12 protein-coding genes are annotated in these 11,746 nt (G+C 69.4%); 9 read left to right on the top strand and 3 right to left on the bottom strand.

Annotated elements, in window-relative coordinates; all coding sequences use genetic code 11:
• Window positions 1–8: 8 nt before the first annotated feature.
• On the bottom strand, window positions 9–1,241 hold the full coding sequence (locus MQN93_RS27675) for an MFS transporter (protein ID WP_242711696.1): 1,233 nt from the start codon (window positions 1,239–1,241) through the stop codon (window positions 9–11).
• 125 nt (window positions 1,242–1,366) lie between these two features.
• Here MQN93_RS27675 and MQN93_RS27670 point away from each other — a divergent pair, with 125 nt between their 5' ends.
• Window positions 1,367–2,266 (top strand): NAD-dependent protein deacetylase, encoded by a 900-nt coding sequence (locus MQN93_RS27670; RefSeq protein ID WP_242711695.1) that lies wholly within the window; start codon window positions 1,367–1,369, stop codon window positions 2,264–2,266.
• Between the two features lie 102 nt (window positions 2,267–2,368).
• Here MQN93_RS27670 and MQN93_RS27665 read toward each other — a convergent pair whose 3' ends face one another.
• Window positions 2,369–3,025, bottom strand: a complete 657-nt coding sequence (locus tag MQN93_RS27665) for a TetR/AcrR family transcriptional regulator (RefSeq protein ID WP_242711694.1) — start codon at window positions 3,023–3,025, stop codon at window positions 2,369–2,371.
• 121 nt (window positions 3,026–3,146) lie between these two features.
• Between MQN93_RS27665 and MQN93_RS27660 the strand changes: the two genes are divergently transcribed.
• The 8 genes from MQN93_RS27660 to MQN93_RS27625 all read left to right on the top strand — a co-directional run bounded on the left by MQN93_RS27660 (window position 3,147) and on the right by MQN93_RS27625 (window position 10,896).
• On the top strand, window positions 3,147–3,671 hold the full coding sequence (locus MQN93_RS27660; protein ID WP_242711693.1) for a carbonic anhydrase: 525 nt from the start codon (window positions 3,147–3,149) through the stop codon (window positions 3,669–3,671).
• Between the two features lie 102 nt (window positions 3,672–3,773).
• The gene (locus MQN93_RS27655; RefSeq protein ID WP_242711692.1) at window positions 3,774–4,109 is read left to right on the top strand and encodes a hypothetical protein; all 336 of its coding nucleotides are present in this window, start codon (window positions 3,774–3,776) and stop codon (window positions 4,107–4,109) included.
• A complete protein-coding gene (locus MQN93_RS27650; protein ID WP_242711691.1) occupies window positions 4,099–4,680 on the top strand; it encodes a carboxymuconolactone decarboxylase family protein in 582 nt (193 codons plus the stop codon). The genes MQN93_RS27655 and MQN93_RS27650 overlap by 11 nt, the downstream gene beginning before the upstream one ends.
• Window positions 4,681–4,742: 62 nt before the next feature.
• Complete coding sequence (locus MQN93_RS27645; protein WP_016432902.1) at window positions 4,743–5,615, top strand: LysR family transcriptional regulator; 873 nt, start codon at window positions 4,743–4,745, stop codon at window positions 5,613–5,615.
• Window positions 5,616–5,827: 212 nt separating this feature from the next.
• Window positions 5,828–8,185, top strand: coding sequence for an arylsulfatase (locus MQN93_RS27640; protein ID WP_242711690.1), 2,358 nt, complete (start codon window positions 5,828–5,830; stop codon window positions 8,183–8,185).
• A gap of 83 nt (window positions 8,186–8,268) precedes the next feature.
• Entirely contained in the window at window positions 8,269–9,078 is an 810-nt protein-coding gene (locus MQN93_RS27635; protein ID WP_242711736.1) for a formylglycine-generating enzyme family protein, read from the top strand.
• Window positions 9,079–9,176: 98 nt separating this feature from the next.
• The gene (locus MQN93_RS27630) at window positions 9,177–10,148 is read left to right on the top strand and encodes an ABC transporter substrate-binding protein (RefSeq protein ID WP_242711689.1); all 972 of its coding nucleotides are present in this window, start codon (window positions 9,177–9,179) and stop codon (window positions 10,146–10,148) included.
• 145 nt (window positions 10,149–10,293) lie between these two features.
• A complete protein-coding gene (locus MQN93_RS27625) occupies window positions 10,294–10,896 on the top strand; it encodes a BlaI/MecI/CopY family transcriptional regulator (RefSeq protein ID WP_037781811.1) in 603 nt (200 codons plus the stop codon).
• Between the two features lie 65 nt (window positions 10,897–10,961).
• On the opposite strand, the gene MQN93_RS27620 is transcribed toward MQN93_RS27625, so the two are convergent.
• A complete protein-coding gene (locus MQN93_RS27620; protein ID WP_242711688.1) occupies window positions 10,962–11,549 on the bottom strand; it encodes a hypothetical protein in 588 nt (195 codons plus the stop codon).
• Window positions 11,550–11,746 lie beyond the last annotated feature (197 nt).

Raw genomic sequence — 11,746 nt, 5'->3', positions numbered from 1 at the left:
GATGGTGGTCAGCGCACGAGGACCGGCTCGGCGACCGCCTGCTGCGGCGTCCGGCGGTGGGCCGCCCGCCGCGCCACCGGCCCCATCGCATACGCCGCGACCGCCATCAGCACGCCCAGCACCAGCCAGCCTGCCGTTCCCCACCCCAACAGCAGCCAGATCACCACCAGGGGTCCCGCAGTGCGGGCGACGGTCACGCCGGTGCCGAACAGTCCCTGGTACTCCCCCATGCGGTCGGCGGGCGCCAGGTCGAACGACAGCTGCCACGACCCGGCCGACTGCTGCATCTCCGCCACGACCTGAAGTACCGCACCGGCGACCATGATCGCTGCCGCGAGCCAGGCCGACCGCCCCGCCGACAGGGCGAAGACCGCGCAGGAGGCGAGCATCACGAGCCCGGAACGGCGCACGATCCGGACGGCACTGCCGAGCCCGGTCACCGCCCTGGCCGTCCGCACCTGCAACATCGTCACCGCGAGCGTGTTGAGCACGAACAGCCCCGACGCCAGCCAGGCCGGTGCTCCGGTGCGCTCGGTGATCCACAGTGGCAGCGCGAGACTGAGCAGCGGCAGGCGCAACAACAGCACGGCGTTGAGCAGCGCGAGGAGGGCGTACGGCCGGTCACGGAGCACCGCGATCCGCCGGTCGCCGCCGGTCGTGCCGATGTCGGCGGGCATGGTCGCCCTCACGGCGGGCAGTCGCAGCAGGAGCAGCGCGCAGACCAGGAAGCACAGCGCGTCGAGCACGAGCACGGCACGGTAGGCGGACGCCGTCCCCACGCTCAGCGCGGCGCCGCCGAGGGCCGCGCCCACCGCCAGTCCGCCGTTCAGCGTCGACTGCAGGCGCGCCAGCAGCCGTGTGCGTTCCCCGGCCGGCACCAGCCCTGCCAGCAGCGCCTGGCGGGCCGCTGCCAGCCCCGACTGGGCGGCGGCGTAGAGGCAGGCTGTGAGCACGAACGCCGCGAAGTCCCGGACGAGGAGGAACGAGGCGATCGCCGTGGCGGTCCCGAGTGCCAGCAGCACCGATGTGCCGCGTGGTCCGCGCCGGTCCGCGAGCCGTCCGAGCGGCACCCCTACCAGCGAGCCGACACCCCAGGCGAGGGTCAGCCCGAGCCCCACGCGTGCGGGGGCGAGGTGGGCGACCTGGGTGAAGTACAGCGCCGAGGTCACGTAATAGGTGCCGTCACCAACGGAGTTGGCGAGCTGCGCGAGAGCCAGATGACGTGCCGGTCGATGGGTCATGACAGTGACGGTACGGAGTCAATGGACCGCTCATCAGACCCAATCACCATCGATAATGCTGGCCCAATTCTTAGGTGCGTGGCACGAGCCACGACGGAGCGTCGGCTGTTCCGTACCCTTGCGGCATGCGCATGCGCCCCACTCTGAGCTGGACCCCCACCGAGGATCTGCCTGAGGGCACCACGGATCTGGAGCCGGTCGCCGATGCGCTGAGCGCCGGTGGTGTGCTGGTCCTCAGCGGGGCCGGTATCTCGACGGAGTCCGGTATCCCCGACTACCGGGGCGAGGGCGGGAGCCTGAGCCGGCACACGCCGATGACCTACCAGGACTTCACCGCGAGTGCCGAGGCCCGCCGTCGGTACTGGGCGCGCAGCCATCTCGGCTGGCGCACCTTCGGCCGCGCCCGCCCCAACGCCGGGCACCGGGCCGTGGCCGCGTTCGAGCGTCACGGTCTGCTCGCGGGGGTGATCACCCAGAACGTGGACGGACTGCACCAGGCCGCCGGCAGCGAGGACGTCGTGGAGCTGCACGGCAGCCTCGACCGGGTCGGCTGTCTCTCCTGCGGCGACTCCCTCCCGCGCCGTGAACTCGCGCGCCGGCTGGAGGAGGCCAACCTGGGCTTCGAGCCGGTGGCCGCGGGCATCAACCCCGACGGCGATGCCGACCTCACCGACGAGCAGGTCGGCGACTTCCACGTGGTGCCCTGCACCATCTGCGGCGGCGTCCTCAAACCGGACGTGGTGTTCTTCGGCGAGACCGTTCCGCCGCCGCGGGTCGAGCACTGCCGCAGGCTCGTCGACGAGGCCACTTCCCTGCTGGTGCTGGGCTCCTCGCTGACGGTGATGTCCGGGCTCCGGTTCGTCCGCCAAGCCACCCAATCGGGCAAACCGGTGCTGATCATCAACCGGGACGCCACCCGCGGCGACCGGCACGCTCTCACCCGGGTCGCGCTCCCGTTGGGTACGGCCCTCACCACCGTGGCCGGTCGGCTGGGGATCCCGGTCGACGGTCACGCTACGGCCTGACGGTACGGGGGACGGCAGGTGGGGATGCATGTGGGGGCGCGCGGGGGACGCACGTGGGGGCGCGAGCGGGGAGTCGCGTCCCGTTGCCTGGCGGCCTCCCGGCTATCTGAGGGTCTCGCGGATCATCGCCAAGGTGCGCTCCTCGAGCTGCCGGCGTTCGGCCTCGGGCACGTCGCGCAACGGTCCCTGCCCGGCCAGGACCGCCATGCCGTGCACCGTGGACCAGATGGGGTATTCGAGCCCCGGCCTGCGCTTCGGATCGAGCACGCCCGCCTCGACCAACTCGTCCAGAGCGGACCGGAGTTGGCCCAGGGGGGAGCGGTCCGGGTCGGCCGTGCCGTCCGGGATCGGGTACGTGTGCTGCTGCGGCAGTGCGAACGCCACGGCGAACAGGCCCGGCTCGTCACGGGCGAACGCGAAGTAGGCCGCACCGATCGCCCGTAGCCGCTCGCCGGCGGCTGCGGGATCGCCGAAGCGGCCGGGCACGCTCGCCACGCCGTTCGCCATCCGGTCGGCCAGCTCACCGATCGCGGCGGAACACACCGCGGCAAGGAGCTCGTCGCGATTGGCGAAGTGGCGGTAGGCGGCGTTGGGCACGACACCCACGATCCGCGTCGCCTCGCGCAGCACCACGGCGTCCGGACCACCGCTCCGGGCGAGTTCGAGACCGGCGGCGACCAGCCCGTCACGTACCGCGCCGCGCGGCCTTCGCTTCGTCGCCCGTGGAGAGGCTTCCGCTGCTGGTCGGCTGGGAGTCACAGGGGCAGGATAGCAATAGTGGACGGTGTCCACTTACGTCGGTTAACGTGGACGGTGTCCACCAAAGCGTCGCGAGGCCCTGTCGGACCACAGCGCGACCGTCGTCGGCCGGAGAAGTCCCATGACCAGGTTGAGTCCCCTCCTCGAACGCAACGAGCGGTTCGCTCGTGACTACGCCCCTGTCGCGCTCGGCGTGCCCACGGCTCAGGTCGTTGTCGTCACCTGCCTCGACCACCGGATCGACCCCGCGGCCGTCCTCGGCCTGCAGCCGGGCGAGGCGCCCGTCATACGCAACGCGGGCGGACGTGTCACCGAGTCGGTGATCAACGACCTCGCGTACCTCGCCTTCCTGGCCGACGCGCTGTTCGGCGCGAGTGGACCGCTCTTCGAGGTGGCGGTCCTCCACCACACGCAGTGCGGAACAGGGTTCCTCGCCGACACCGGGTTCCTCGGTCGAGCCGTACAGGCCACCGGTATCGAGGAGACGACGCTGAAGGCCTCCGAGGTCGCCGAACCGCACAGGACGGTCCGCGAGGATGTCGCGCACCTGCTCGCCTCGCCGCTACTGTCACCCAGGATCTCCGTCTCCGGGCATGTGTATGCCATCGATACAGGGCGGGTGACGACAGTGGTCGATGTCTCGTAGCGGACTCGCCTCCGGCTGCCCGCCACGGCGCGTGTCACATACGGCGCCGCACCGTCGTCGTATCCAGAAAACTGTGAGCACAGCGGAAACGAGGAGGACGTCGTGCCGGACGAGGACAGAAAGCGAGCAGCGCACCGGGCCCTGGTGGATCGCCTGCTGAACGGCGACGGCGAGGCATCCGCGCAGGATCGGGCGCGCGCCTTCCACAACAACGGCCTCACCCCGCCACTGGACGCTCTGATCGCGAAGGTCGCCGACAGCCCGACGCAGGTCACCGCGTCCGACCTGGCCGCGGCGAAGACCTCGGGCCGCACCGAGGACCAGGTGTTCGAGCTGGTGGTCTGCGCCGCCGTCGGCAAGTCGACCCGGCTGTACGAGGCCGGACTGACGGCTCTGGCGGAAGCGATGCTCAAGGAGGGCCCCGGTCATGCGACTTGAGATCCTCAACCACGGCTACGGCCCGGGTACCAAGCTGCTGTTCGCACTCATCCGGCTGTTCTCCCGGCATCCGGTACCGGACGCGGCCAAGCTGGTCTTCTACCGCCCCGACTTCTACGGCACGCGCGCCAAGGAATTCACCCACGAGGCCATGCGCGGGCCCTCCGCCTGGTCGGTCGGCGACCGCGAGCTGATGGCGGCCCATGTGTCCAAGGTGAACGGCACGGCCTTCTGCATCGGTGCACACACCGCGACCGCGAGCCAGGCCTATCAGAACCCGTCAAAGGTCGCGGCGGTGCTGGACGACCTGGAGACGGCGTCCGTCCCGGAGACACTGCGGGCCACGCTGCGCATGCTCGGCACGCTGACCCGGGAGGGGACGGTCGGCGTGGAGGACATGCGCGAGGTGCTGGCCGCCGGCGTCACGCCTGAGCAGGTCGAGGACGCGCTGGCGGTCTGCGCCGCCTTCAACACCACCGATCGACTCGCCGACGCCTTCGGCTTCGAACTCCTCAGCGCCGAAGGCTACGCGGCGGGAGCGAAGTATCTCCTCAAACGGGGCTACCGGTAGGCGGTGGCTCACCCCGGGGTACGCTGCCGCTTCGGGCTGCACAAGGACCTGACGGAGACCCGGTGGAACGACGCCAGCTGGAATACTTCATCGCAGTGGTCGAACACGGTGGATTCACGGCCGCGGCCAATTCGCTCCATGTCGCCCAGCCTTCGCTGTCGCACGCCATCCGGTCCCTTGAACGGGAATTCGGCGGAAAGCTCTTCCACCGTCTCCCCCACGGCGTCACGCTCACCGCGGCGGGCGAGGCGCTGGTCCGCCCGGCCCAGCAGGTCCTGCGCGATCTGTCCACGGCGAGTTCGCTGGTGCGGGAGGTCCTCGGACTCAGCGGCGGCCGGCTCGACATCGTGTCGCAGACGACGCTCTCAGTCGACCCCCTGGCCGACATGCTCGGAGCCTTCCACCGCGCGTACCCGAAGGTCTCGGTGCGGGTGGTCGACCCCGAACGAGGACCCGTGGTGGCGCAGATGGTGGCGACCGGCCAGTGCGAACTCGGCCTGGTGGACGCCTCGGTGACCACGGCGGATCTGCAGGGCATCGATCTGCCCGAGCACGAGATGCATGTCGTGCTGCCCGCGGACCACCCGCACCCGGCGAAAGACACCATCACCTCGGCCGAACTCGCCGCTCTGGAACTGATCGTGACCCCACCGGGCACCGAGACGCGGACGGCGGTCGACGACGTGTGCCGGGCGCTCGGCCTCGCACCGCGGATCACGGTGGAGACGGCGCACCGCGCGATGATCGTGCCGCTCGTGCTCTCCGGCGTCGGCGCCGCCCTGCTGCCCACGGCCATGGCCCGGGACGCCGCGCTGCGCGGCGCGCGGATGCTCTCCCACAGCCCCCGGCTGCTGCGCCACGGCCGGCTGGTGTGGCGCTCGGGACCGCTCTCCCCCGCCGCCCAGGCGTTCGTGGACCTGGCCCTGCAGGTATAGAAGGCATCTATCGCCTTCATTCAAAACCGGTTCGCGGGAATGCAGGACGGCTTGTTGACCGCGCTTCGGCGCGGCTGTCATTTTTACTGCAGCGCACGCCGGTTCATTCTGGATCTCCTCAAGTCCAGCCGTATTCCTCGGCAATTAGGCCGCGCCAACAAGGTGCCCATTTCCTTCCGCATTTCCGCCGGGCTCCGAATCGGAGAATTTACATGACTGAGTTCGATGCCGGACGGCACATCCTGCCGCGGCCGGACACCCGCCGGCCCCTGACGACCGCGATGGACGTCCACGACCAGGAGACCGCCTTCACGCCCGTCGGTCCGGTGCCACCGCCCGAGGGCGCCCCGAACGTGGTGATCGTGCTCGTCGACGACCTCGGGTTCGGCACCTCCAGCGCGTTCGGCGGACCCTGCGAGATGCCGGCCGCGGAGCGGCTCGCGGACAACGGGCTGCGCTACACCCGCTTCCATGTGACGGCGCTGTGCTCGCCGACCCGGCAGGCCCTGCTGACCGGCCGCAACCACCACTCGGTCGGCATGGGCGGCACCACCGAGATGACCACCGCGGCCCCCGGCTACAACGGCTTCCGGCCGCGCAGCGCGGCCACCATCGCCCAGATCCTGCAGGGCAACGGCTACAGCACGGCCGCCTTCGGCAAGTGGCATCAGACCCCACCGCGGGAGATCAGCGCGGTCGGCCCCTTCGACCGCTGGCCGACCGGCGAGGGCTTCGACACCTTCTACGGGTTCATGGGTGCCGAGATGAACCACTGGTACCCCCTGCTCTACGACGGCACCACCCCCGTCGAGCCGGACCGCAGGCCCGAGGACGGCTACCACCTGTCCGAGGACCTCGTCGACCACGCCATCGACTGGGTGCGCACCCAGCGCACCCTCAGTCCCGACCGGCCCTTCTTCACCTACCTCGCGCTCGGAGCCGCGCACGCACCTCTGCATGTGGGCCGCGAGTGGCAGGAGAAGTACCGCGGACGGTTCGACCAAGGCTGGGACCGGCAGCGTGAGTCGACCCTTCAGCGGCAGAAGGAACTGGGCGTCGTACCGCCGGAAGCGGAGCTCGCACCCTGGGCCGAGGGCGTGCCCCACTGGGACGAACTCAGCGACAACCAGCGCCGGTTGGCGGCCAGGTTCATGGAGACGTTCGCCGCCTTCACCGAACACGCCGACGTCCAGGTCGACCGCTTCGTCGACGCCCTGCAGGAACTCGGCGAGCTGGACAACACCCTCTTCATCTACATCCTGGGGGACAACGGTGCCTCGGGCGAGGGCGGCATCGAAGGGACCGTCGTCGAGCACCGGCTGGGGCACGGCCTGGTGGACGACCCGGACGAGATGATCGACCACCTCGACGAGATCGGCGGCCCGCTCAGCTACCCGATCGCCCCGGCGGGCTGGGCGCTGGCCCTGAACACGCCCTACCAGTGGACCAAGCAGGTCGCCTCGCACTTCGGCGGCACCCGCGACGGGATGATCCTGCACTGGCCGCGGGGAGTTCCCGAACGAGGCGGTCTGCGGCACCAGTTCGCGCACGTGATCGACGTACTGCCGACGGTCCTGGACTGCGTGGGGGTCCCGGCGCCGTTCAGCGTGGACGGTGTGCCGCAGCAGCCGATCGAGGGCACCAGCATGCAGCGCACGCTCACCGACCCCCGGGCACCCGAACACCGCCGCACCCAGTACTTCGAGATGTGCGGCAACCGCGGCATCTACCACGACGGTTGGATGGCGGTCACCCGGCACGGCACCCCCTGGGAGATGGTGCCCGACAAGGACCGCCGGTTCGCCGACGACGTCTGGGAGCTGTACGACCTGCACCACGACTGGAGTCAGGCCCATGACCTGGCCGCCCAACACCCGGCGAAACTGCGCCAGTTGCAGGACCTGTTCCTGATCGAGGCGGCCAAGTACCAGGTGTTCCCCCTCGACGACCGGGTCACCGAACGGGAGAACCCCGCCATGGCCGGCCGTATCGATCTGCTCGGCGACCGCACGTCCATCACCTACCGCGCGGGCATGCGGCGGTTCACCGAGGAGACCACCCTCAACGTCAAGAACCGCTCGCACAGCATCAGTGCCGAGGTCGACCTGCCGCAGACGGCGGCCGAGGGCGTGATCATCGCGCAGGGCGGCCGGTTCGGCGGCTGGACCCTGTACTTCACCGAGGGCAGGCCGGCGTACGCGTACAACTACTTCGGCCTGAATCTGTACACCGTGCGCGGCAGGCCCCTGGCACCGGGACGGCACGAGATCCGCGTCGAGTTCGACTACGACGGCGGCGGACTCGGCAAGGGCGGCACGGCCACGCTGCTGGTGGACGGCGAGAAGCACGCGAGCGGACGGGTCGAGCGGACCATCGCGTACTACTTCTCCTTCGACGAGACCCTCGATGTCGGCGTGGACCTGAGCACGCCGGTGAGCGACGACTATCCGGCGCTCGACAACGAGTTCACCGGCACCATCCGCACGGTGCGCATCGATCTCGGTGGCCGGAGCGTCGACTCCTCCGAGTTGGACGGCGGGCTGCACCGGCGTGTGATGGGGGCCCAGTGAGCTGCTGCACGCCCTCCGGTGGACGGACCGCCGCCCGGCACGAACTCCAGTCGTCGGCCGTCGCCCAGGCGACACCCGAGGGCATGGTCACCGTCCCCGCCGGCGAGTTCCTCATGGGCAGCGAGGATCCTCACGCCTACCCCGCCGACGGCGAAGGCCCACAACGCACGGTGTACGTCGACGCGTTCCGGATCGACGCCTGCACCGTGTCCAACGCGCAGTTCGCACGCTTTGCCGCCGAGACCGGATACCGCACCTCCACCGAACGGATCGGCTGGTCGTTCGTGTTCGCCGGTCTGCTCCCGGACCACTTCCCGCCGACCCGGGGCGTGCTGAACGCGCCCTGGTGGCGGCAGGTCGAGGGCGCCGACTGGCGCCGGCCCCACGGGCCGCACTCCAGTTGGGAGGACCTGCCGGATCATCCCGTCGTCCATGTCGACTGGGACGACGCCCGCGCGTACTGCGCCTGGGCCGGCAAGCGTCTGCCCACCGAGGCGGAATGGGAACGCGCCGCCCGCGGCGGACTGCACGGCAAGGTGTTCCCCTGGGGCGACGAGTTCGAGCCGGACGGCCGCCCCCGCATGAACGTCTGGCAGGGCGACTTCCCCGACCGGCACCCGACCGCCGACGGCTGGTACGGCACCTGTCCGGTCGACGCCTACGAACCCAACGGCTTCGGCCTGTACAACACCACCGGCAACGTCTGGGAATGGTGCGAGGACGCCTTCTCGCCCTCCCGGGCCCCCGGCGGACAGGAGCGCGTCACCAAGGGTGGCTCCTATCTGTGCCACGCGTCCTACTGCCGCCGCTACCGGGTCGCCGCGCGACAGGCGCTCTTCCCGGATTCGGCGACCGGCAACGTCGGCTTCCGGTGCGCCATGGACGCCACATGACCTCGCACGCATCGATCCACGACTCGATCCACGACGGGATGCAGGACTCGACCACTCGGACCACGGCGTGCCCCGCGGTGCGCCCAAGGAGCAGGACCATGGCAGAGCGAACAGCAGTGTGGCGTCACAGCGCGGCCGCAACGGCCGTACTCGGTCTCACCCTCACGGCCTGCGGCGGCGCGAAGGTCGGCGAGGAGTCAGCGGCGGGGAGCGGTGGTTCGGGCAAGTGCGGCACGTTCAATGTGGCGGTGAGTCCGTGGGTCGGCTACGAGGCGGACGCGGCGGTCGTCGGCTATGTCGCGGAGCACGAGCTCGGCTGCAAGGTCGTCAAGAAGGATCTCAAGGCGGAGATCGGCTGGCAGGGGTTCGAGACGGGCGAGGTCGACGCCATCCTGGAGAACTGGGGCCACGACAACCTGAGAAAGAAGTACATCACCGAGCAGAAGACCGCCGTCGATCTCGGGCCGACCGGCAACAAGGGCATCATCGGCTGGTATCTGCCCCCGTGGATCGTGAAGAAGTACCCGGACATCACCGACTGGAAGAACCTCAACAAGTACGCCTCGCACTTCAGGACCTCGGAGTCGGGCGACAAGGGCCAACTCCTCGACGGTGACGCCTCGTACCAGACCAACGACGAGGCGCTGGTGAAGAACCTGAAGCTGAACTTCACCGTGGTGTACGCGGGCAGCGAGACCGCGCTCATCCAGGCCTTCCGCGACGCCGAGAAGCACAAGAAGTGGGTGATCGGCTACTTCTACGAGCCGCAGTGGTTCCTGTCCGAGGTACCGCTGAAGAAGGTGTCCCTGCCCGAGCACACCGCGGGATGTGACGCCGAAGCCGCCAAGGTGGCCTGCGACTATCCCGTGTTCGACCTGGACAAGATCGTCAGCAGCAGGTTCGCGAAGTCCGGCAGCCCGGCCTACGACCTGGTGAAGAACTTCAAGTGGACCAACGCCGACCAGAACACGGTCGCCAGATACATCGCGCTCGACAAGATGGCACCGGAGGCGGCGGCGGAGAAGTGGGTCAAGGCCCATCCCGACAAGGTCGCGGCCTGGCTCGGGTAGGTGCAGGTCACTCATGGGGATTGCTGTGCGGCAGTAACCGACATCTAACATGTACCACCAGCCGGTAAGGCGACTACGTTAGATTTCGCATACGCCGCGGGCGCGCAGCTCGCCGACGGTGACCTCAAGGAAGGGCGTGAGCACCGTGTCCGAAACGACTGCCGACACCACAGAGTTGACCTCGCAGTACAGCGCCCAGGTGGCCGGCGACCTCGAGCGCAACCTGAAGGAACAGGAGCGCCTGAGCGGTGAAATCGAGGCGCTGCAGGCGCAGTTGGCCGCCGTGCGCCACGACCACACGGTCCTGGTGAACATCCAGCAGGCCCTGGGCATCACCGCCGAACCTGTCGCCGCACCCGCCGCGACCGTCCCGTCCCCCCGCAAGAAGGCGGCCGCAACGGGCACGGGCAAGCAGACGGCGACCAAGAAGACCACGACAACAGGACGCAAGCGCACCACCAAGAAGACCGCCGCCAAGGCGCCGGCCACGTCGTCCCCCCGACCCACGCTCGTCGAACTGGTCCGCGAACACCTCGCAGCCCAGACCGAACCCCGCTCCGCCGCAGAAGTCACCACCGCCCTCGCGGAACAACACCCCGACCGCGCCATCAAAACAACCGTCGTACGCACCACCCTCGAAGGCCTGGTGGCCAAGAACCACGCCCAACGCACCAAGCAGGGCTCGTCCGTCTTCTACACCGCCCCTGACGCAGAGGAGCAACCCACCTCCGGCGAGCAGCCTGCTTGACCACGCCACGACGGCGCGCGGCACCGGTCGGTCAACGCTCCATGGGCTGATGGGGATTCAACTCCTCACGGTAAGCCGTGGATCCCTCGCGAGGTGACCTTCTCGTCCACGATGTCGAGGGGACACAGGCTCCAGCGCCGGGCGATGTCCATGACGTGGCGTTCACTGGGCATGGCGCCGTGCCAGGCCTCCCATTCGGCGTCCTCCCTTCCGTCTTCGAGCCAGCGCTGTCCGACACCGAGTTCCCTCTCCACTGCTGTGGGCTCGCCGTGGTGGAGAGGTACGTCGCCGAGCGTTCCGCTGTAGTAGTAGGCGCGGGTCAGCACACCGCCTTCGGCCCTGGCCCAGGCGTGGTCCTCACCGATGCGGTCGCTCTTGAAGAACTGCAGGTCACCGAGTCGCGTGCTCATGCTTTCGAGCCATGCGGGAAAGCGCGGGTCGGTGAGGTCGATCTCCGGCGGAAGATGGATCCTGCCGTGCGCGATCGTCCAGGCGGGTACCGGTCGGATGACGAAGACCCCCGACCGATAGGCGGCATGCGTGCCGCTCGTCCAGTCCATGTACTGCCGCTGCCGCAGGCCGAGGGCGTCACAGACGTCCTCAGGCGTCGCGTCCTGCACCGCAAGCCATGATGTCTTGTAACCGATGCCCATGACCCCTCCCGGTGTGGTGACCGAGGGATCATTGCAGAAGGCACTGACACGGTCCTCGGTCTGCGGCCGTGGGCGGTGATCGGCCAGTTGCCCCCACATCCGTGCACTCCCCGACAAGCGGTGTGCACGCGTTGCCGAGGATTCAGCCTGCCGTCGCAGGCGATCGTCGTGTCGTGACGTCCTCCCGGACGGTCCCC

It is taken from the genome of Streptomyces spinosisporus, assembly GCF_022698145.1.
Classification (GTDB): domain Bacteria; phylum Actinomycetota; class Actinomycetes; order Streptomycetales; family Streptomycetaceae; genus Streptomyces; species Streptomyces spinosisporus.
Note: the sequence above shows the minus strand (reverse complement) of the source record. Positions and strands in the feature narration are given on the sequence as shown.